The organism is Halomonas zincidurans B6 (assembly GCF_000731955.1).
Classification (GTDB): domain Bacteria; phylum Pseudomonadota; class Gammaproteobacteria; order Pseudomonadales; family Halomonadaceae; genus Modicisalibacter; species Modicisalibacter zincidurans.
Map to the genome: position 1 here is coordinate 454,392 of NZ_JNCK01000001.1, position 20,980 is coordinate 475,371.

A 20,980-nucleotide genomic window follows, 5' to 3' on the forward strand; every position below is an offset into this window, starting at 1 on the left:
TGTGCACCCGCCCATGGGCGTGCTGAGTGCCAAGGGAGACGAAGGCTTGAATATCCTCATGTTTACCAATACTTATCGGCCGATCGTGGGCGGCGTCAGCGAGTCGGTCCAGCGACTCAAGGGACGCCTGCAGGCCGAAGGGCATCGGGTATTGGTGGTGGCGCCCAAGCTGCAGGGCCAGCCGCGGCATGAGCCGGACGTGATCCGTGTGGCGGCGGTGCAGCACTTCAACGGCAGCGATTTCTCGCTGCCGGTGCCGATTCCCGGCCAGCTCTACGAGGCCATCGAGGCCTTCGAACCCGACATCGTCCATTCGCATCACCCGTTCCTGCTCGGCGATACCGCCGCGCGGGCCGCCGAGACCTACGGCTTGCCGCTGGTGTTCACCCACCACACGCTCTACGAACACTACACCCACTACGTGCCGGGCGATTCGCCGCGCATGCAGCGTTTCGCCGTCGCGCTGTCCACCGAGTACACCCATCTTTGCGATGCGGTGATCGCCCCCAGCGAGAGCACGCGCAGTCTGCTGTTCCGGCGTGGCGCCAACAGCGCCGTGTACGTGGTGCCCAGCGGCGTCGACACGCGCCGCTTCGCCAATGGCGACGGCCGGGCGCTGCGCCGGCGGATGGGCATTCCCGAGTCGGCCTACCTGGTGGGGCACGTCGGCCGCCTGGCCCAGGAAAAGAATCTGCCATTCCTGGCTCGTGCGGTGGCCGATTGGCTGGCCGGCCACCCGGAGGCGCATTTTCTGATCGTCGGCGATGGCGATGCGCGCGCCGCCATGCACGGCGCGGCGGCCCAGCAGGGTGTGGCCGATCGCTTCCACTTTTCCGGCAAGCTGCACGATCAGGCGTTGATCGACGCCTATCATGCCATGGATGTGTTCGCCTTCGCCTCGCACAGCGAAACCCAGGGCATGGTGCTGGTCGAGGCGATGGCGGCGGGACTGCCGGTGGTGGCGATCGACGCCTCGGGGGTGCGCGAAGTGCTGCGCCACGGCGAGAACGGCCTGTCACTGGCGCGCGACGATATCGCCGCATTCGGCGAGGCGCTCGACAAGCTCATCGACCCGGCGTTGCGCGAGGTGCTGCGCGAAGGTGCGTTGGCGACCGCCGAGGCGTGCGACGAGGCGTGCTGCGCGGATTCCTGCCTGGCGGTCTATCGGCGGGTGATCGCCGCCGGCGGCCCGGTCAGCCATGCCGACGACGGGGCCTGGGAGCGCGTCCGCGGCCGGCTCGAGGCGGAATGGCAGTTGCTGCGCCATCGCGGTCGGGTGTTGCGCTCGATGCTGCAGGACGAGCCGATGTTCGGCCTGCCGCTGGTCAAGCAGGACGAGTCGGAAGCGCCGCAGAAATGACCGGCGACGCTCAGCGCCATTACAGGCGGCGCGAGCGCTGCTTGCGATCCGCGTAACGCTTGAGCGCGACCAGCACCAGTATGCCTAGTGCGATTCCGCCCAATGCCCACGCCAGTTCGCTGCGATTCTCGGCGGTAATCAGCTCTCTGAGCTGACTGCCCAGCAGCGTGACGCCGACCAGCCCGGGGATGATCCCGATCAGCGAACCGACCATGTAATCGCGAAAGCGCAGGTGGAAGGCGCCGGCCATCATGTTGGTCAGCGTGAAGGGCGCCAGCGGCAACAGGTTGACCACCGTCATGGTGCGGATGCCACGTCCGGCGAGTCGTTTGGCCAGGCCATTGAGGTGCTTGCCGCCGTGGCGCAGCAGCACTTCGCGGCCGAGCTTGCGGCCCACCCAGTAGGTGACGGCCGAGGCCAGCAAAGTGCCGACGAGCGCGTAGCCGAAGCCCCATAGCGGGCCGAACAGCAAACCGGTCACCGCCACCAGGATACTCAGCGGAAAGACCATCAGCGTCGCCGCGACGTAGACGCCCATGACCACTGGCGCCGCCCAGGGCGAATCGCGCCAGCTCAGCGCATAGCGGGTCATTTCCATCAGTCGTTGCGGGGTCAGTGCATCGTTCATCGCCAGCCATTGCCAGAGCAGGCCCAGGCCGACCAGGCCGAGCAGCAGGACGATGACGAGGCCCAGGGAGCGGTTCATGGGTGGTGCAGCTCGTCGCGAAGGAGTTCGCGCTCAGGATACTGGGATAAACGCCGGTGACCAACGACTGCTGGCCATAAAGTGCCCGGGGGCGAGGCCCGGGCAAGCGACAGTAGGGCCCGCCGCTCAGCGCGCCAGCACGCGCAGGCGTGATTCCAGCAGGTCCAGGTCGAGATAGGTGCCCTGCAGGTGACGCGTGCCGGTATTGGGATCGAAGGCGCGTCGGCCATGCAGCACGCGACGGTTGTCGAAGGCGATCATCTGGCCCGGCTCGAGGGCGAACTCGATCTGGTGTTGCGGGTCGTGGAGCAACTGCCAGAAACGCTGGTAGGCCGCGTACCAGGCTTCGACCTTGTCCAGCGGCAATCGCAGGGTGTCGCGGATCCAGTTGTTGAAGCGCACTTCCAGCGGGTTGCCGTCGGCGTCGAGCTGAATCACCGCCGCGCGGACCGCGATGTCGTGCTCCTCGTCCTGGAAGCGGAAGTCGATGGGCGTCTCGGCGAGCACGCGGAACGCTTCGGGGTCGGCGTCACGCAAGGCCTCGGCCACCGCGAAACCGTCGGCGAAGATCGATTCGCCACCCTCGGCTTCGTTCTGCAGGCAATACAGCAGCTGGATGTCCGGCGGCTGGCGCCAGTTGGGCAGGTCGGAGTGCAACGCCAGGCCGATGGCCGTGTAGGCGGCGTTGTTGGGGTTGGGCTTGGAGCGCACGTCGAAGCGCGCACCGAAGTTGGTGGCGCGCATCGGCCCGATGCGCCCGGCCAGCCGGCTGACCTCCTCGTCGGCCAGCGGGCCGTCCTCGAGCAGCACCAGGCCGTCGCGCAACAGCGCCTCGAGCCATTCGCGCTCGCCTGGCCTGTCGAGGAAATCGGCATGACGGACGCAGGTAGGACGGAAGTCGCGCGCCCAGGGGCGGCGCGCCGGCAGCGCTTGCGTGTGCTGGGTGCCGGTCTCCGCGAGGCGGCGCTGATAAAGCCAGACCGGATCGTAGTGACTGAGATGGCCATCGGCCCATGCCACACGCAGGATGCCGTCGTCGAGGCCGACGCTCGGCGCACCGGAAATACCCTCGAGCGGCAGGTAGAGGCGCTCGCGGGTCAGCGGGTGGCGGCAGGCGGCGCACGGGCAATGATCGCGCAGCCACAGCAACGGGAAGTGGCCGTGAACGCCATCGTCCCAGGTCACGGTGACACGCGCGCCGCTCGCCACGGCGTCGTTCAGGGCGGGGCCGTCGTCGTAGGCCGACAGTTCGCCCATGTCGACGCGCAGGCGAGTGACTGTCTGCTGGGTGTGATCGGGATGCGCAGTGGTCATCGGTAGCCTCCTGTTGCGAACGTCGATAGCGATTGAGCGACACAGCTTGACGTTTGCGTGGGCCTTGGACAAACGATTAATCTACGGTCAATGACCAAGCTAAGCTAATGGCTGCCTTTTCCATGGATTCCATGCCTCCGATGTTGTGGCTGCAGGCCTTCGAGGCCGCGGCGCGTACCTTGAGTTTCACCCAGGCCGGCCAGGAGCTGGCGGTGAGCCAGTCGGCGGTCAGTCAGCGCATCCGCCTGCTCGAGGATCGCCTCGGTCAGAAGCTCTTCGTCCGCCATGCGCGCAGCCTGACGCTGACCCCGGCCGGTCGGGCCTGGCTGCCGAGCGTACAGGAGGGCTTCGCGCGGCTCGCCGAGGGCACTGCCGAAGTGTTCGGTCCGCGCGTCGAGGCGCCGGTCACGCTGCGTGCCACGCCGGTGATGCAGCAGACCTGGCTGGCGCCGCTGCTGCTCGACTTTCATCGCCGGCACCCGCAGGTGGTGGTGCGGCTGGTCAGCGCGATCTGGCGCGACGACTTCGGGCCCGAAGGCGCGGATATCGAGATCCGTTACGGGCTCGGCCACTGGGAGGGCTCGGTGGCTTTTTCGCTGGGTGACGAAGAACTCTTGCCGGCCTGCTCGGCCGGAACGGCGGAACGCCTGGCCACGCCGCAGGCGCTGGCCGGCGAGACGCTGATTCATGCGGTGGGCTTTGCCGTGGGCTGGTCGGCCTGGCTCGAGCGCGCCGGGGTGCCCGGGCTCGACCGTCAGTGCGGCTCGCTGATATGCGACAGTCAGGTCATGTCGCTGTCGCTGGCGGCCCGCGGTGGCGGCGTGGCGCTGGCCCACCGCAGCCTGCTGGCCAAGCGTGCCGACCTGGTGGCACCGTTCGCCCTGAGCGTACCCAGCGACGAGGGATTCTGGCTGGTGCGCCCGGCGCGTCGCTCACCGCGCCCCGAGGCGTTGCTGCTGTGGGATTGGCTGGTGGCACATGGTGGCGAGACCAATGGCGAACTACCGTGAAGGCAGGCCTGAAGGGGAGAAGTCGATGCGACTCAAGCACAAGCCGACGCTGACCGGTGGCCTCATGCTGGCCGGGATCCTGTTGCTCGCGACGCCTTTCCCGGCGGCCGCCGACGAGCGGCGCCATGACATCACGTTCGGCAGTCAGACGTCGGGCAGCGACCGGCACCGCGACGACCCGCGCATGGGTTGGCAAGACGGTCGTGATCGCTGGCGTGGCTACACTGGCGGAGACCGGAACGGCCATCGCAACCGTCCCGGCTGGGCGCCCAATGTCGAAGTGATCGTCGACGGCGTGTCGAGCGATGATCGCCGGTCCCTTCGCGACCCGCTGGAAGGCCCCGATCGCTGCCATCAATTGCGCAGCGACAGCTGGTCGACGAATATGCTCGATTGCCCCGCACCGACCCCGCCTACACGCAGCCAGGACTGGTCGAGTGCGCAGTGATGTCGCTCAGCGATCGTCCGGCGATGTTTCCAGGCTGGTTGGCACGACATACAGTGGCGCTGCCTGGGTGTCGCCCTGGCAGCCCCCGAAGGCCTTGCCCGGTATCAACCACCAGCGATCGCCATTCTGCAACCCCAGGTCACGGGCCAGCGAAAGATCGGCGCATTGCAATTCATCAGCCCTATTCTGATCGATGAATAGCCAGCGTTGCCGAGGCTGGGCATTCAGCCAGGCATAGGCGCGCTGCAACTGCCGACCCAGCGGGGTGGCGTTGCCGAAGTGGACGGTCGGCTGGCGCGTTTGCAGAAGGAATTCTTCGTCGAAGTCGACCATCGCCAGCCAGGTATCGTCACCGGTGATCCGTTCGACGCGTTGCATCATGTCGCGTGGCGAGCGGGTGGCATCGAGCTGGGCATAGCCCCAGGTCGACCACAGTACCCAGAACACCACCAGCCAGCTGGCCAGCGCCAGCATGCCGCGTCGCGGACGTAGCCAATAAAGCAGCGCCGCCGCACTCAGGCCCAGCACGATCCACCACAGCCACGGCGACAGGTCGTGTTTCGCGGCCAGTTCGGCGAGCGCCGTCAACCCGGCCGCGCCGAGCAGGCCTGCGCTCAGGAAAATGCCGCCGAGGAGGGCGAGCAGTGCAGCGCCCAGCCAATGCAGCCAGCGCTTGCTCAGCAGGCCCGGCAGCAACGGCGCCATGGCCAGCACCAGCAGCGGAATCCCCGGCAGTACATAGATGCCACGCTTGCCCGGCGACAACGAGAAGAACACGACCAGCAGAACCACTCCGCTAAGCGGCAGCAGTATCCGGGCATCGAGCCGGCGAGCGCGATGCCACCAGGCGGGCAGCAGCCAGGGCAGCCCCAGGATCAATGGCAGCCAGGCCCAGGAAATTACCATGACGAGGTAGTAGTACCAGGGCTCGAGATGATGCCAGGACTCGGCATAGCGCTCGCCGGTCTGCTTGAACAGGATGTTGTTGCGGTAGGCGGCAAGGGTCGGATCGTCGCTCAGCGTAGTAATCAGCACCATCGGTACCACCCACAGCGCGATGGTCGCAAGGAGGACCAATACCCCCAGTGCTAGGTCCTTCCAGGCCAGGCGGACGGCCTGGCCGCGCCACGCCAGCAGCCCCCAGGCTGGCAGCATCAACAATGGCAAAAAGCCCACGCCCTTGGTGAGAACCCCCAGCCCCATCGCCACGCAGCCGATGTACCACCAGCGCCGCGCCGGTCCCAGCAGGGCATGCCGCAACAACCCGTAGGCGCCGAGAGTGGTCCACAGCGTTACCAGCATGTCGATCTGCGCGGTCTTGGCCTGGAGCACGAACTGCAGGGTGGTCAGCAGCGCGATGCCGGTGAGCGTAGCGATGCGTCGACCATAGAGCCGCCGCGCGAGATCCATCACCAATCCCAGCGTGCCCAGCGCGCCGATCAGCGAGGGCAGCAGAAAGCCCAGCCGCACCGATCCGGTCAGGGCGATCGCCGCCGCCGACGCCCACATGAAGATCGGCGGTTTGTCGGGGTAGGGCTCGCCGCCGCGATGGGGAATCCAGAAATTGCCGGTATCGAGCATCTCCAGCGCGTTGAGAGCAAAGCGCGGCTCGTCGGCCGGCCATGGATCGCGCAGGCCGATGCCCAGGGCCAGCAAGAGCACGGCTGCGATCAGCACCAACAGTCCGCTAAGGTGCTGCTTGCCGCGAAGGTAAGCGGGGCGTTGCATGGCTACTCACCATTCGAAGGAAATGGGCTAAGAGCGTGAGGTTTCCTGTTCCAGGCGGGACTCCCGGTGAATCAGCATCAGATTGCGGACATAGATGAACAGCCCCGCCCCCTGGCCGACGATGAACACCGGGTCCTGTCGATACAGCGCATAGGCGAGCAGTGTGGCGCCGCCCCCCAGGCTGAAGAACCAGAAAGCCTTGGGGACGATGCTGCGCTTGGCGCGTTCACTGGCGATCCATTGGACCATGAAGCGCGCCGAGAACAGCGCCTGGCCAAGAAAGCCGATGGTGATCCACAACCACTCCTGACTCACCGAGATACCCCCTTCAAGGTGCTTGCATGACCGGCCCTCTGGAGAGCCTGCTCGGGCAGAGCAGGCTCTCCAGTACTCAGGTCATTGCTCAGGGTTGTCGGCCCGCTGACGCTTTCCAGCGGCGCGGGCAAACGCGAACGTCGATGCAGCCACATGACACCCAGCAGATCGACCAGGCCGGCCCATAACCGATTGTTGAGCCCGTAATGCGAGCGTCCGCTGCCGCGCGGGCGGTGATTGACTGGTAGCGATAGACAATTGCCCCCCTGCATCAGCACCAGCGCGGGGGTGAAGCGATGCATATGGTCGAAGTAGGGTAGGTCGAGAAAGGCCTGGCGGCGTATGACCTTGAGGCCGCATCCGGTATCAGGCGTGGCGTCATCGAGCAGCGCCGCGCGAACGCCGTTGGCGACCCGCGAGGAGAGCCGCTTGAGCCAGTCGTCGCGACGGTTGGTGCGTTGGCCGATGACCAGCGTGACATCGCCTCGCTGGGCGCGTTCGAAAAGCCTCGGAAGATCAGCGGGATCGTTCTGGCCATCGCCATCCAGCATTGCCAGCCAGCATCCCCGCGCCGCACCGGCGGCTTGCCAGATCGAGGTGCTCTGCCCGGCGCTGCGCGCGTGACGAAAGGGCCGCAGTCGAGCATCCTGCTCGGCGCGCCGACAAAGCAATTCCCAGCTGCCATCTCGCGAGGCATCGTCGACTACCAGAATCTCGTAGTCGGTATCCGCAAGGGCGGCCTGAATCTCGTCGAGCAACGTAGGCAGGTTGCCGGCCTCATCTTTGGCGGGTATCAGAATGGAAAGCTGCGGTGCTGTCACGATGGAGCCCTATGATGTCCCTATTGCAGGTCGCCAGTCTGGCAGATTTTCCTTAAACTATCCTTAAGCCCTTCTAAGTACTCTAACAGTAATCAGCGAGGCTATCGCATTCAAGAGACTGGAGTTTGCATACTTTCCTTGAGCTCGTGACAGGCAGAAACGATGGACGGTGGCAATCAGCGAGGCTATCGCATTCAAGAGACTGGAGTTTGCATACTTTCCTTGAGCTCGTGACAGGCAGAAACGATGGACGGTGGCAATCAGCGAGGCTATCGCATTCAAGAGACTGGAGTTTGCATGCTTTCCTTGAGCTCGTGACAGGCAGAAACGATGGACGGTGGCAATCAGCGAGGCTATCGCATTCAAGAGACTGGAGTTTGCATACTTTCCTTGAGCTCGTGACAGGCAGAAACGATGGACGGTGGCAATCAGCGAGGCTATCGCATTCAAGAGACTGGACAGAGAATGGAGCGATGAGGCCGGCATGCGCGTATTACTGGTAGAGGATGACCCGCTGCTGGGCGACGGTATCAAGACGGCCCTGCAGCGTGAGGGCTACGCGGTGGACTGGCTGTTAAGCGGCCACGATGCGCTGGCCGCGGTACGCTACGATACCTTCTCGGTGGTGGTGCTGGATCTGGGGCTGCCCGATCTTGACGGCATGCAGGTGTTGAAGGAGATTCGCCGCCGCAGTGTCCTGCCTGTCTTGATCCTGACTGCCCGTGATGACATCGAGGCGCGTATCGCTGGACTCGATGGGGGCGCCGACGATTACGTGCTCAAGCCCTTCGATCTGCAGGAACTGCTGGCGCGGCTACGTGTAGTGATGCGTCGCGCCCAGGGGCGGGCTTCGCAGATCATCGAGATCGGCCCGCTGCGGATCGACGAGGCGAGCCATGAAGTGACCTGGCATGCCCGGGTGGTGCCGCTGGCGCGACGCGAGTATGCATTGCTGCTCGAACTTGCCCGCCATCCGGAGAAGATCATGACCCGTCCGCATCTCGAGAGCCTGCTTTACGGCTGGAATGAAGAGATAGCCTCCAATGCCGTTGAGGTGCATATTCATCACCTGCGCCGAAAGCTCGACAAACGGCTGATCGCCACCGTGCGAGGTATCGGCTATCGCCTGAGCCCGAACTGCGAATGATCTCGATCAGGCGCTATCTTACCCGCACCCTGGCGCTGGTGCTGGCCGCGATCACGGCACTGAGCATCACCGCCGCCTACCTGATCACCAAGTATGAGATGGAAGAGATACTCGATGCTCAACTGAGCTTGCAAGCGCGTTTGATCGCCGCCCAGATCAGCGCCGACACGCCCCTTGCGACCTATCGCGAGATCGCCGCACAGCTCAGCCAGCCCGGGCATCCGGCGCGACGCTATACCGAGGGTCGGGCGGAGCCCCCCGATGCCCCGGGCGAGGCAGTGCGTTATAGCCACGAGGAGCGCATGCTCGCGGTGGGTTTCTGGAACGGCGATGGCACGCCGCGTTTGCTAGGCGCGAAATGGAACGACCAGGTTCCCTTTCCGCCGCCGAGTGCCGTGGGGTATCGTTGGATCGACTATGGCGGTGATCGTTGGCGGGTGTTTTCGCTGTTCGATACGCGCAGCGAGACCTGGATACGTGTCGGCATCCAGGAGGAGTTCATCGATGAGCTTGGCGGCAAGATCACCCTGGGCAACCTGATTCCGATGTTGATCGCCTTGCCGCTGCTGCTGCTGGCCACGGCATGGATCGTCAAGCGCAGCCTCAGACCTATCGACGCTCTGTCGCGTGAAGTGGCCAGTCGCAATGACCGCCAGCTGAGTTTCATCGAGGCCACTGTGCCGCGGGAATTGGGCGGCCTGCAGGCCTCGATCAACGCCTTCATCGCCCGCTTGCGCGAGACGCTGGAGCGTGAGCGGCTCTTCACTGCCGATGCAGCCCATGAGCTGCGCACCCCGCTGGCCGGAATCAAGATTCACCTGGATAACGCGCGTGCCGGCGAAGGCGCCTCGCTGGACAAGGCCTACACCGGTGTGGCGCGCCTGCAGCGGGTCGTCGAGCAGCTGCTGGTACTGGCCCGACTGGACCGCGGCGACGCCCAGCAGGCGCATGATATCGATATCTACCCGCTGGTGCTGGAACTGGTCGCTGAACTCTGGCCCTGGGCTCAGGCGCGTGGCCAGACGCTCGAAGTGACAGGGTCGACATCGCTTCGGGTCCGCGCCGACCCGGTCGAGATGGGCATCCTGGTGCGCAATCTCGTGGATAACGCACTGCGCTACACGCCTGACGGCGGGTGCGTGACGCTCGAGCTGGCGAGCGCCGCGGGCGAGGCGCGGCTGATCGTGCGCGATAACGGTCCCGGGGTCCCGGAAGCCATGCTCGCACGGGTCACCGAACGCTTTCGGCGCGCCACGGACCAGCGCACTACCGGCAGCGGACTGGGCCTGTCGATCGTGCTCGAGCTGGCACAGCGTCAGCAAGCGCGGCTGACGCTGGCCAATCGCGATCCGTGCGGGCTCGAAGTGACTCTGGCATGGCCGGCAGCGGGCGCGACTCGGGTAATGACGCCGTAATCGCGCATCCTCTAACGCAAAAGGTCTCGCCGCATTCGGCGAGGCCTTTGCGTTTGTGTGAAGAGCCGAGGACTCAGCGCGGCAGGCGAGCCAAGGGCGCCTGGCGAAAGTAGCGTGCGAGCAGTGCATAGAGCTCGGGGTAGGCGCCATCGAGCACGTCGGGGGCACTGAAGAAGGTCTCGCAGCATACCGCGAAGCACTCGCCGGGATGCGTCGCGGCGTAGTCGTCGATCGGCGTGGGCTGGCCACGCTCGAGGTGCGCCTGCAGATCGTCCCATACCGCCGTGAATACCCGGTGCCACTCTTCGGCGGCGATATCCCGCGGCAGCGGCGGGCAGCCGTCGGCCTCCTGCGAGTTGCCCATGTCGAGCTTGTGGGCGAATTCGTGGATCACCACGTTGAAGCCGCTCCAGTCGCCGCTGTCCGCCAGGTCGGCCAGCGACACCACGATCGGCCCCTGGTACCAGGTCTCGCCGACTCGCTCGTCCTCGTATTCGTGCACCACGCCGGCGTCGTCCATCTCTTCCACATGGCGCCGAAACGCGTCGGGGACCACCACCACCTGATGGACGTTGGCGAACGCCTCGCGGGCCGCTCTGTCGTCCCAGCCGAGCGTCAGCAGGCAGGCCTGGGCGGCCAGGCCCAGGCGCGCGGGCAGGTCGAAGGCGTCGTCGTCGGGTAGCGTCAGACGCTTGCGGTGCAAGAACGCCCAGGCGCGCTCACCGAGCCGTTCGGTGTCGGCGTCGTCGAGTGTCGCGAGCAGCGGCACGCGCCGGCGAGCCTCCCGCCAGTCGGCTTCGGGGAAGGGCCGGCGTGCGCCGCCCAGGCGCTTGAGCTCATTCCACAGGCTCATGGTGCGTCTCGCTGGTGTACATTCAGCCGCTGGTCAGTTGCCATCGTCCTGTCTGCTTCCGGATGGCCGGCCCCCCGACTTCCACGACCAGTCGCGCAGGCGCAGGTCGTAGAGATCCTGGCGGCGATCCTTGAGGTTGGTCACCGAGCCTTCGCTGCGCACCACCTTGAGTCTCGTCAGGTCGAGATCCGAGAACATCACCATCTCGGTGTTGGGGGTGGTCTCGGAGAGCACCGCATCGTGGGGGAAGGCGAAGTCCGACGGCGAGAACACCGACGACTGGGCGTACTGGATGTCGAGATTCTCGATCGACGGCACGTTGCCGACGCTGCCGCACAGCACCACGTAGCATTCGTTCTCGATGGCGCGTGCCTGCGAGCAGTGGCGCACCCGCAGGTAGCTGTTCTTGGTGTCGGTCCAGAACGGCACAAATAATATGTCCATGTCCTGGTCGGCGAGCAGCCGCGGCAGTTCCGGGAACTCCACGTCGTAGCAGATCAGGATGCCCACGCGGCCGGCGTCGGTGTCGAACACGCGCAGCTCGTCGCCGCCTTCCACCACCCAGTCGCGGCGCTCCTGCGGGGTGATGTGCAGCTTGGCCTGGCGGTCGATCTCGCCGTCGCGATGGCACAGGTAGGAGACGTTATAGAGCTTGTCGTCGTCGCCGATCTCGACCATCGAGCCGGCGACGATGTTGATGTTGAACGACACCGCCATGCGCGAGATCTCGTTCTTGAAGCGCTCGGTGAAGCCGGCCAGGAAACGGATCGCCTCGATCTGGTTGGACTGGTCGGTGAGCCCCATCAACGGCGTGTTGAACAGCTCCGGCAGCACCGCGAAGTCGCTCTGGTAGTCGGCCACCGCATCGACGAAGTACTCGACCTGCTGGAGCACCGATTCCACCGAGGCGAACTCGCGCATCTGCCACTGCACCGCGCCGACGCGCACCTGGGTCTTGCGCGTCTCGAGCACCCGCTCGGCGGGTTCGAAGAGGATGTTGTTCCACTCCAGCAGCGTCGCGTAGCCCTGGGATTTCTCGTCCTCGGGCAGGTACTTGCGCAGCAGCCGCTTGACCTGAAAGTCGTTGGCCAGCTGGAACGATAGGATCGGGTCGTGGATCTCCTTGCGGGCGACCCTTTCCAGGTACTCGGTGGGCGACATCTCGGCGGCGTACTGGTGATAGTTGGGAATCCGCCCGCCGGCGAGAATCGAGCGCAGGTTGATCGAGCGGCACAGTTCCTTGCGCGCCTCGTAGAGGCGCCGGCCCAGGCGGTGGCCGCGATAGGCCGGGTCGATCAGCACGTCGAGGCCGTACAGCGCATCGCCGCCCGCGTCGTTGAGGATCACCTCGCGATGGCCGATCAGGTCGTCGTATTGGTGCGGGTTGGAGAAGGCGTCGTAATCGACCAGTGCGGTCAGCGCCACGCCGACGATGCGGCCGTCGTCCTCGATGAGGATCTGGCCGTCGGGAAACTCGCCGATCAGCTTGTCGATGGTGTGTTTCGGCCAGGCCCCGCCGATGTCGTCGTAGACGGCATCCATCAGCGTCTTGAGCTGCGGATAGTCGTCGGGGGCCAGGTTGCGCAGGTTGAGGTGAAGATCGTCGAGCGACATGGGATTCCTGATTCGTCAGTCCATGGCGTCAGGATACCATGCGAGCGCAAGGTAACGGGCCGGCCCGGCGGACTAAGCCGCCGGACCGGCTATCTCGGCGCTGGTTATTTACGCACAGCTCATTTACGCACGACGCGATAGATGATCAGCAACACGATGGCACCGATCACCGCAATGATGAAGCTGCCGATGTTGAAGCCGGAGACGTCACCGAAGCCCAGTGCGGTTCCTATCCAGCCGCCAACGACGGCGCCGAGAATGCCGATGATGATAGTGACAATGAAGCCACCCGGATCTTTACCCGGCATGATCAGCTTGGCAATCGCACCGGCGATCAGGCCGAAGATGATCCACGCAATAATTCCCATCGCGTCTATCCCTAGTTGATTCATGGTCTGGGCATGCCTTCCTGACATGCCCTCTGGAAGCTAGTCGTGGATGGCGGAAACGACAAGCGCCGAATTGGCGGCACCCTCTCCGCGAAAGGGGCGTCGGCGCTTCCAACAGAGCTTAGAGACGCATCGACCAGGACGCGTGGCGCTGGTTGGCAACGCATAGACGGGAGGGCATCGCAAAATCTCTGGTATTGGCCTCGCCCCGTGTATTAATGCGGGGCGAGGCGATGGCTTCAGGCGTTTTCCAGGAAGGTCAGCGCCTGGCCGTGGGACAGTGCGGCGGCGTGACGGTGATAGGCGCTGCGCGCCCAGCAGTTGAAGCCGTGATCGGCGCCATCGTAGACGTGGATCTCGACGTCGTCGCGCTGGGCGAAGGTATCGCGTACCTGGCCGATGTGCTCGTCGGTGATATGGCCGTCGTTGCCGGCGAAGTGGAATTGCGCCGGGACCTTGAGTGCGTCCGACTTGTCGAGATGCTTGGCGATGCCGCCGGGGTAGAAGCACACGGCCTTGTCGACGCCGGATTCGATGCCGGCCAGATAGGCGAGAATCCCGCCCATGCAGTAGCCCAGCGAGGCCACCTCGCCCTGGCATTCGGGGCGCTGACGCAGTGCCTGGGTGGTGCTGGCCAGATCCTTCACGGCGACCGTGAAGTCGATCTCGTTGACCAGCCTGAAGGCCTTGTCCATGTCATTGCCTTCGTAGGCCAGCTCGACGCCCGGTTCCTGGCGCCAGAACACGTCCGGGGCGAGCACCACGTAGCCGTCCAGCGCGTACTGCTCGGCGACGCTGCGGATGTGCCGGTTGACGCCGAAGATCTCCTGAATCAGCACGATGCCCGGGCCCTTGCCGGCCGGCGGCAGGGCCAGGTAGCCCTTGAAGGACAGGCCGTCGTGGCTGGCGATATCGATCCACTGGGTGGTGACGGGTGATTGCGACATGGTTCCTCCGTGATGGCTGTCGGTTCGCCGTCCGCGCGCCGCAAGGGCAAACGCGTGCAGCGAGCGGTGCGTACTATTCGTCCGCTAATCGTAGGCGTGGTGGAGGGCCAGGACAATCGTTCGCCGGGTGGATTCGGTGTCGGCGCCGTCGGGCCGTGAATCGACGCCTGCTCGAGCATTCCGCACGGCATCGGCGCCGGACAGCGTCCTCGGGTCGAGAACGATGTCGGCCTTGCTGGCCATTCGTGATAACCGCAACTGTCCGCTCAGCGTAACTGGCTGTCCTTGCTGCCGCGACGGTTGTAACCGCTGAACGCCGCCTGGTGCCTGTCGCGTTCGCTCTGGCAGACGATGCACAGGCGCACCCCGGGCACCGCCTCGCGGCGGGCCTGGGGAATCGGCGCGTCGCACTCCTCGCAGTGGGTCAGGCTCTCGCCGCGTGGCAACTGGCTGCGCGAGCGTTGCACGGCATCCTCGACCGTGCTGTCGATCTGGTCCTGCACGGCGCCATCCCGCGACCATCCGCCGGCCATGTCGTCTCCTCGGCTCGGGTGAGCCACCAATTGATCGGATTGATTCAATCAGTATAGGAATCCTGCAGGGGCCGACGCCAGCGCGTCGTGCCGCGGCGCTCAGCCGATGGCCGCGACACCGGCCTTGGCGACCTGCGCGTCCTGATCCGGCTTGACGCCGGAAACGCCGACACTGGCGATCACCTGGCCGTCGACGATCACCGGCACGCCGCCGGTGAGCAGCGCCTTGAGCGGCGCGGTGACGAAGGCGGTGCGGCCGTTGTTGATCATCTCCTCGAAGACCTGGGTCTCCTTGCGGCCGATGGCGGCGTTGCGGGCCTTTTCGCTGGCCACGCCGGCCGAGAAGGGCGCGGCGCCATCGAGCCGTCGCAGGCCGAGCAGGTGGCCGCCATCGTCGGCGACGGCGATGGTCACCGCCCAGTGGTTGGCCTCGGCTTCCTGCTGCGCGGCATCGAGGATGGCGTTGACGTCGCTCAAGTTGAGTACGGCTTTGGTGTGCATGACTTCTCCTTGGTTAGTTATATGGCTACGAGCTACGAGCTACGAGCTACGGGCTACGGGCTACGGGCTACGGGCAACGGGCCGCTCATAGGCCCTCGAGGCCGGTTTTCGTGGGAAATGGGATGGACCCGTCCCCCCCTTGTGCCAAGATGCGTGTGTAACGCCATCTATCGGTGCATGGGGCACCCACGGCATCCCGAGAGGAGGGTCCATCCATGAATCACATTAGCATTGTGGGGATCGATCTCGCCAAGCATGTCTTCCAGCTGCACGCCATCGATGCACACGGCCGTAAGGTCTTCGGCAAGGCAGTGAGCCGGCAGCAACTGCGCCTGACACTGAGCCGGATGCCACCTTGCCGGGTTGCGATGGAAGCCTGTGGTTCGGCCCATTATTGGGCGCGCGAGATCCGCGCGATGGGGCATGACGCGCGCCTGTTGCCGCCCCAGGCCGTGAAGCCCTTCGTCCAGGGCCACAAGAACGACGCCCGCGATGCCGCGGGGATCGCCGAGGCGGCGGCGCGCCCCGCCACGCCCCACGTAGCCATCAAGACCGAGGCACAACAGGCGCTTCAGGCCGTGCATCGGGTACGCACGCGCCTGGTTCGCGAGCGCACGGCGATCGTGGCGCTGGCCAACAAGCTGGCCCGGATCTGTTGGTCCGTGCTGGCTCATGGCCGGCCTTACCAGCCTCAGGGCCAGGCGATCTGAGGGCCGGAAGGCCAGAAGAGAAGGCAAGAAGAGGAAGAGGATACAGAAAAGAGTTTTCCCGAGGTTGCGCGGGCAAGTTGCCTCGATGACATGATCGGCAAGACCGGCTCTCTGGCACACTGATAATTCGCTAGGCCCATTGAGGCCGCGTGGGAGATAAGAGGCCAGAGAGCGCGCATTCCATCAGGGCCCGGTGCCGCAGCAGGTGCCATGAAGAGGCCGGATATAAGCGTGCAGTCTCACCTCATGTCTCGTCGCTGCTGGCTTGCACAACGGGACGGGTCCATATAAGCGAATTTATTCGCGATGCCGGTATGCCATGAAATCCGCTGGCTTGGGCAAATCGGGCGGCCATGCGATGCTGTGCCGATTGTCGGGCCATACCATAAAAAGGTGATATGAAAGTACCCAAGCGACTCCAGCCCCTGGTCGACGACGGCCTGATCGACGAGGTCGTCAGCCAGTTGATGAGCGGCAAGGAAGCCCAGGTCTATGTGGTGCGCTGCGGCGGCGAGCGGCGTTGCGCCAAGGTCTTCAAGGAGGCCAGCCAGCGCAGCTTCAAGCAGGCCGTGCAGTATCAGGAGGGCCGCAAGGAGCGCAACAGCCGGCGCGCCCGGGCGATGGCCAAGAAGACCCGCTACGGCCAGAAGGAACAGGAAGCGGCCTGGCTCAGCGCCGAGGTCGATGCGCTGTACCGGCTGGCCGCGGCGGGGGTGCGCGTGCCGCGCCCCCATGGCTTCGTCGACGGCGTGTTGCTGATGGACCTGATCAGCGACGGCGAGGGCGATGTCGCGCCGCGGCTCGGCGAGGTGACGCTGAGCCCACAGCAGGCCCGCGACTATCACGACAGGGTGATCGCCGACGTGGTGCGCATGCTGTGCGCCGGGCTGGTGCACGGCGACCTGTCCGAGTTCAACGTGCTGGTCGATCGCGACGGCCCGGTGATCATCGACCTGCCCCAGGCGGTCGATGCGGCGGGCAACAACAGCGCGCCGATGCTGCTGGTGCGCGACGTCGACACCATGCGCGACTGGTTCGGACGCTTCGAGCCGGCGCTGCTCGACACCGACTACGGCAAGGAGATCTGGGCGCTTTTCGAGGCCGGCGAGCTGCACCCGGAGAGCCGGCTCACCGGGCACTTCGAACCCGACACCCACAGCGTCGACGTGATGGAGCTGATGGCGGTGATCGACGACGCCCGCGAAGAGGCCGAGGAGCGACGCGAACGCGAGCGTGACGATGCCGAGGATGACGACTACTGAGTCGTCGGGTCGGTGGCAGACCGTGACGACGAGGCTGGCGGTGCTATGGTTGAACTGACCGCCAGCCTCGTCGCCAAGGAGACTCCGCATGGCCCACGTTCCCGCCGCCTACCAGGCGACCCAGGGCTCGCCGCTCGACATCGACCGCGACTTCTACCGGCGTATTGCCGATGACAGCGCAGGGCGCACCCTCGTCGAGCGCCTGCGGGTGCCGATCCGCGACGCTCGCGCCTGGCGGGTTCCCGCCGGCCATGTGTTCCGCATCTGCACCACCGACGGCCCCCAGGTCGGCGATCTCAACCTTTGGTCGCTGGCCAACCCGCGCGAGCGGATGTGGGCCTCGCGCACCCGCCAGTTGCAGCGCGCCCACGTCACCACCTTCGACCGGCTGTGGTCGAGCCTGCCCTATATCCGCCCGCTGGCGACCATCGTCGCCGACACCCTCGACTGGTATGGCGTCGATGCCGACGGCGGGCGTCTGCACGACCTGCTGGGCACGCGCTGCGATCCCTACGTCAACCGACTGCTCACCGGCGAGGACTTCGACTTTCATTGCCACTCCAACCTGACCCGCGCGGTGCTGCCCCACGGCCTCGACGAACGCGACGTCCACGACGTGCTCAACGTCTTCCAGTGCACCGGGCTCAATGCCGACGACGAATACTTCATGAAGGCCTGTCCGGCGCGCCCCGGCGATTATCTGGAATTCTTCGCCGAGATCGACCTGCTGTGCGCGCTGTCATGCTGCCCCGGCGGCGATCTGTCGCTGCAGCTGTGGGGCGCGACCGACGAGCAATTGCTGGCGACCTGCCACCCGCTCGATGTCGAGGTATACGCCCTCGACCCGGCGCTGCTCGAAGGCTGGCGATCACCCGCGCCTTCGGCCTATTCCGGCGGCCACGGTCTGCGCCTGGACGGCCCCGACTGGACGGCGCGGCATCCCTCGATTCGTCGAAAGTGATCATGCCGGGTTTCAGCGCGAGGCCGCGAGAAGGCCGATCCTCGACCGGGCACCGAAGCCATGGCCGGACATTGGGTGGTGACAGGAGCGGGCCCGTCAGGAAAGCGCCTACAATTTATTCGCGCGAGTACAGCCCGGATTGTTGCGGAGCAGCGTGGCTCGGCGTATGAAGATGAGAGGCAGTATTCTGCCTCCCGGATCGCTTCGCCACACAAGGACCATCTCTCATGCGCAAGAATCAACCGTTCCCCCTTGTCCCCATGAATCCCGCCGATGCGTTCGACGTCTGGAAGACCGGCGTCACGGCTTTCGAACTGTGGGCGACGGCGCTCTCGACGATCGGCCAGCGTCAAACGCTGTGGTCCACCCAGGCGCCTTCCGACGCCAAGATGATCAGGGAGAACCAGCGCATGGTGACCGAGAAGCTCGAGGCCTGCATGGAGATCGGATTCGAAATGCAAAAGGCCATGCTGAGCATGGCGACCGGTCAGTTCTCGCCCTGGTGGATCACCAGTCAGCGCACCATGAAGACCATGCATCGGCGCACCACGGCCAATTCGCGGCGGCTGTCCAAGAGTCGCTGAGCGGCGTCGCCGGCATTGAAGTTTGCGCCGAAGGACGCCATTGATTGAGATGGATAGCAGCCAATCAGCAAGGAGAGCGCCATGAAAGTTGTTACAGTAAAAAGCCCCGGCGGACTGGATCGTCTCGACGTCGGCGAGCAGCCCGCGCCCGGCGAGCCCGGGCCGGGCGAGATCCGCGTGCGCATCCATGCCAGCTCGCTCAACTATCACGATTACGGCGTGGTCTCGGGGGCGATGCCCACCGAGGACGGACGCATTCCGATGTCCGACGGCGCCGGCGTGGTCGAGGCCCTCGGTGAAGGCGTCGACGAGTTCAAGGTCGGCGACAGCGTGGTCTCGGGCTTCTTTCCCAGCTGGCAGACCGGCCCGGCGCTGGTCGGCGATTTCAAGACCGTGCCCGGCGACGGCGTCGACGGCTATGCCCGTGAGCAGGTGATCCGGCCGGCGAGCTGGTTCACCCGCGCGCCGGCGGGTTACAGCCATGCCGAGGCGGCGACGCTGACCACTGCCGGGCTCACCGCCTGGCGGGCGCTGGTGGTCGACGGCGGCATCAAGCCCGGCGACAGCGTGCTGGTGCTGGGCACCGGCGGGGTGTCGATCTTCGCCCTGCAGTTCGCCAAGCAGATGGGGGCGACGGTGATCGCCACCTCGTCATCCGATGACAAGATCGCCAGGCTACGCGAGCTGGGCGCCGATCATACGCTCAACTACAAGCGCGAGCCGGAGTGGGGCAAGCGCGTCAAGCAACTGACCGACGGGCGCGGCGTCGACCACGTCATCGAGGTCGGTGGCCCGGGGACGCTGCCGCAGTCGATCGACGCGGTACGCATCGGCGGACACATCGCGCTGATCGGCGTGCTGACCGGGCGTGGCGGCGAGGTGCCCACCGCCAAGCTGATGGCCAGGCAGGCTTCGCTCAAGGGGTTGATCGTGGGCAGCCGCCAGGACCAGATCGAGATGATCCGCGGCATCGAGGTCAGCGGTCTGCGTCCGGTGATCGATCGGCGTTTTAGGCTTGACGAGATCGCCGATGCGTTCCGTCACCAGGAAGGCCAACGGCACTTCGGCAAGATCTGCCTGGAGTTCTGATGAGGCGACGTGGAGTCACCGGCAGTGTAATGTCCTAAAAAAGCCCGCATGATGATACGGGCCCTCGTCATGTAGCCGTCAGCGTTCGCCGATGGACGCTTCCGGTTGCCGTTCGGCGTGGCGCTCGCTGAGAAAGTGGCCGAGCGGCTCGAGGCCATCGATGTGCTCACTGAGCGTCTTGACCGCGACCAACAGGGGGACGGCGACGATCATGCCCACCACGGACCATAGCCAGGCCCAGAACGAGATGGTCAGGAACACCACCACGGTATTGAGACGCAGGCTGCGGCCGACGAAATAGGGGGTGATGAGTTGCCCCTCGAGCGTGGTCAGGAAGAAATAGGTGCCGGCGACGATGGGTGCCCAGCCAATCCAGTCGTACGAAACGATGGCAACCATGGCGGCAATGATGATGCCCGCCAAGGCGCCGAGGTACGGGACGAAATTGAACAGGAAGGCGATGATCCCGAAGACCAGTGGACTGGGCATGCCCAGGGCCCACATGGCGATCGCCACCGCGACACCCAAGCCGGCATTGATGACGGTGATGGTGAACAGGTAGCGCGACAACTTACGTTCTATATCGTGAGTGATCCGCACCGCGCGTTTCTTGTCGCGCAGAGTGGGCATGATGTGCACGAGCTTCTCGTAGAACATGTCGCCCGAGGCGAGCAGAAAGAGCAGAAGCACCAGGGTGAACAGGAACTGCGTCATCACGGTGGGCACGAGCGCCGCGAGTTTCTGGCTGAGATTGTCATCCTGGGTTTCGACCTGTTGAACCTTTGGTGAATCGGAGCTCGCCATCGAATCGAGCTTTTCCTTGGCTTCGAACAGCTCGCTGAACGGGCCGGTTATTTCGTTGAGTCGGCCTTCTATGCGCATCTCTATCTGCGGCGCATTGTTTATCCAGCCGCTGACGGGGACCGCCAGGGCGGCCGCGATCGCGAACAGACCGGTGAGCAGGGAGGTGATGATGATGAGCGCCGACAGCCCTTGGGATAGGCCGCGCCGGTCGAAGAAACGGCGTATCGGGCTGAACACCATCGATAGCAGAAAGGCCAACACCACGGGCACCAGAAACAGCTGGGCAAAGCCCAGGGCGAAAACCGAGAGATAGATGAAGATACCGATGCCGACCCAGGTTGGAAGCGTGCTTGACCAGCGCTTGTGAGGTGTCGGGTCGCTATTGCTTTCAGGGCTGCCGTTGCGAGTTTCTGTAGTCATGGAGCGCTTTCTGGAAAGTGGTAGGCACGGCCGGCTAGGCCACGGGTTA

The 20,980-nt window shown here is 65.1% G+C and carries 22 protein-coding genes; 10 read left to right on the top strand and 12 right to left on the bottom strand.

All coding sequences use genetic code 11. The annotated features are described in order from the left end of the window. Positions 1-58: 58 nt before the first annotated feature. On the top strand, positions 59-1,360 hold the full coding sequence (locus tag HALZIN_RS0102135; RefSeq protein WP_031382609.1) for a glycosyltransferase: 1,302 nt from the start codon (positions 59-61) through the stop codon (positions 1,358-1,360). 19 nt (positions 1,361-1,379) lie between these two features. Here the strand turns inward: HALZIN_RS0102135 and HALZIN_RS0102140 are convergent, their stop codons facing one another. Next, the gene (locus HALZIN_RS0102140; protein WP_031382610.1) at positions 1,380-2,066 is read right to left on the bottom strand and encodes a TVP38/TMEM64 family protein; all 687 of its coding nucleotides are present in this window, start codon (positions 2,064-2,066) and stop codon (positions 1,380-1,382) included. A 126-nt stretch (positions 2,067-2,192) separates the two neighbouring features. Beyond that, entirely contained in the window at positions 2,193-3,380 is a 1,188-nt protein-coding gene (locus tag HALZIN_RS0102145) for a TauD/TfdA family dioxygenase (protein ID WP_031382611.1), read from the bottom strand. A gap of 122 nt (positions 3,381-3,502) precedes the next feature. Between HALZIN_RS0102145 and HALZIN_RS0102150 the strand changes: the two genes are divergently transcribed. Both HALZIN_RS0102150 and HALZIN_RS0102155 read left to right on the top strand, forming a co-directional pair. Then, positions 3,503-4,390, top strand: coding sequence for a LysR substrate-binding domain-containing protein (locus HALZIN_RS0102150; protein WP_031382612.1), 888 nt, complete (start codon positions 3,503-3,505; stop codon positions 4,388-4,390). Then, positions 4,374-4,838, top strand: coding sequence for a hypothetical protein (locus HALZIN_RS0102155; RefSeq protein ID WP_150113068.1), 465 nt, complete (start codon positions 4,374-4,376; stop codon positions 4,836-4,838). Before HALZIN_RS0102150 ends, HALZIN_RS0102155 begins: the two co-directional genes overlap by 17 nt. 6 nt (positions 4,839-4,844) lie before the next feature. Here HALZIN_RS0102155 and HALZIN_RS0102160 read toward each other — a convergent pair whose 3' ends face one another. From HALZIN_RS0102160 to HALZIN_RS0102170, 3 genes are read right to left on the bottom strand one after another with little or no spacing between them, the layout of a single operon-like run. After that, positions 4,845-6,566 (bottom strand): ArnT family glycosyltransferase, encoded by a 1,722-nt coding sequence (locus HALZIN_RS0102160; RefSeq protein WP_031382614.1) that lies wholly within the window; start codon positions 6,564-6,566, stop codon positions 4,845-4,847. Positions 6,567-6,593: 27 nt separating this feature from the next. After that, positions 6,594-6,881 (bottom strand): lipid-A-disaccharide synthase N-terminal domain-containing protein, encoded by a 288-nt coding sequence (locus HALZIN_RS0102165; protein WP_031382615.1) that lies wholly within the window; start codon positions 6,879-6,881, stop codon positions 6,594-6,596. After that, a complete protein-coding gene (locus tag HALZIN_RS0102170) occupies positions 6,878-7,702 on the bottom strand; it encodes a glycosyltransferase family 2 protein (protein ID WP_051907333.1) in 825 nt (274 codons plus the stop codon). The genes HALZIN_RS0102165 and HALZIN_RS0102170 overlap by 4 nt, the downstream gene beginning before the upstream one ends. Positions 7,703-8,186: 484 nt before the next feature. Here HALZIN_RS0102170 and HALZIN_RS0102175 point away from each other — a divergent pair, with 484 nt between their 5' ends. Then, positions 8,187-8,849: a response regulator gene (locus tag HALZIN_RS0102175; RefSeq protein ID WP_031382617.1), complete on the top strand. Its 663-nt coding sequence runs from the start codon at positions 8,187-8,189 to the stop codon at positions 8,847-8,849. After that, positions 8,846-10,264 (top strand): ATP-binding protein, encoded by a 1,419-nt coding sequence (locus HALZIN_RS0102180; protein ID WP_031382618.1) that lies wholly within the window; start codon positions 8,846-8,848, stop codon positions 10,262-10,264. Before HALZIN_RS0102175 ends, HALZIN_RS0102180 begins: the two co-directional genes overlap by 4 nt. A gap of 73 nt (positions 10,265-10,337) precedes the next feature. Here HALZIN_RS0102180 and HALZIN_RS0102185 read toward each other — a convergent pair whose 3' ends face one another. The 6 genes from HALZIN_RS0102185 to HALZIN_RS0102215 form a co-directional block, all read right to left on the bottom strand. Beyond that, positions 10,338-11,117, bottom strand: coding sequence for a M90 family metallopeptidase (locus HALZIN_RS0102185; protein WP_031382619.1), 780 nt, complete (start codon positions 11,115-11,117; stop codon positions 10,338-10,340). 33 nt (positions 11,118-11,150) lie between these two features. Further along, a complete protein-coding gene (locus HALZIN_RS0102190; protein ID WP_031382620.1) occupies positions 11,151-12,731 on the bottom strand; it encodes a bifunctional GNAT family N-acetyltransferase/carbon-nitrogen hydrolase family protein in 1,581 nt (526 codons plus the stop codon). Between the two features lie 119 nt (positions 12,732-12,850). After that, positions 12,851-13,099, bottom strand: a complete 249-nt coding sequence (locus HALZIN_RS0102195) for a GlsB/YeaQ/YmgE family stress response membrane protein (protein WP_031382621.1) — start codon at positions 13,097-13,099, stop codon at positions 12,851-12,853. Between the two features lie 260 nt (positions 13,100-13,359). Further along, positions 13,360-14,067, bottom strand: a complete 708-nt coding sequence (locus HALZIN_RS0102200; protein WP_031382622.1) for a dienelactone hydrolase family protein — start codon at positions 14,065-14,067, stop codon at positions 13,360-13,362. A gap of 266 nt (positions 14,068-14,333) precedes the next feature. Next, on the bottom strand, positions 14,334-14,600 hold the full coding sequence (locus HALZIN_RS0102210; RefSeq protein ID WP_031382623.1) for a DksA/TraR family C4-type zinc finger protein: 267 nt from the start codon (positions 14,598-14,600) through the stop codon (positions 14,334-14,336). A 99-nt stretch (positions 14,601-14,699) separates the two neighbouring features. Then, positions 14,700-15,101: a heme-binding protein gene (locus HALZIN_RS0102215; protein ID WP_031382624.1), complete on the bottom strand. Its 402-nt coding sequence runs from the start codon at positions 15,099-15,101 to the stop codon at positions 14,700-14,702. 215 nt (positions 15,102-15,316) lie between these two features. Between HALZIN_RS0102215 and HALZIN_RS16670 the strand changes: the two genes are divergently transcribed. The 5 genes from HALZIN_RS16670 (at position 15,317) to HALZIN_RS0102240 (ending at position 19,707) form a co-directional block, all read left to right on the top strand. Beyond that, complete coding sequence (locus HALZIN_RS16670) at positions 15,317-15,811, top strand: IS110 family transposase (protein WP_051907334.1); 495 nt, start codon at positions 15,317-15,319, stop codon at positions 15,809-15,811. A gap of 398 nt (positions 15,812-16,209) precedes the next feature. Continuing rightward, positions 16,210-17,073: a PA4780 family RIO1-like protein kinase gene (locus HALZIN_RS0102225; protein WP_031382625.1), complete on the top strand. Its 864-nt coding sequence runs from the start codon at positions 16,210-16,212 to the stop codon at positions 17,071-17,073. An 88-nt stretch (positions 17,074-17,161) separates the two neighbouring features. Continuing rightward, the gene (locus HALZIN_RS0102230; RefSeq protein ID WP_031382626.1) at positions 17,162-18,034 is read left to right on the top strand and encodes an urea carboxylase-associated family protein; all 873 of its coding nucleotides are present in this window, start codon (positions 17,162-17,164) and stop codon (positions 18,032-18,034) included. Between the two features lie 227 nt (positions 18,035-18,261). Beyond that, positions 18,262-18,618 (top strand): hypothetical protein, encoded by a 357-nt coding sequence (locus HALZIN_RS0102235; protein WP_031382627.1) that lies wholly within the window; start codon positions 18,262-18,264, stop codon positions 18,616-18,618. An 81-nt stretch (positions 18,619-18,699) separates the two neighbouring features. Continuing rightward, positions 18,700-19,707, top strand: a complete 1,008-nt coding sequence (locus tag HALZIN_RS0102240; protein WP_031382628.1) for a zinc-dependent alcohol dehydrogenase family protein — start codon at positions 18,700-18,702, stop codon at positions 19,705-19,707. A 78-nt stretch (positions 19,708-19,785) separates the two neighbouring features. On the opposite strand, the gene HALZIN_RS0102245 is transcribed toward HALZIN_RS0102240, so the two are convergent. Further along, positions 19,786-20,931 carry an AI-2E family transporter gene (locus HALZIN_RS0102245; RefSeq protein WP_084173274.1) on the bottom strand — a complete coding sequence of 382 codons (1,146 nt, stop codon included), beginning with the start codon at positions 20,929-20,931 and terminating at the stop codon, positions 19,786-19,788. Positions 20,932-20,980: the final 49 nt, after the last annotated feature.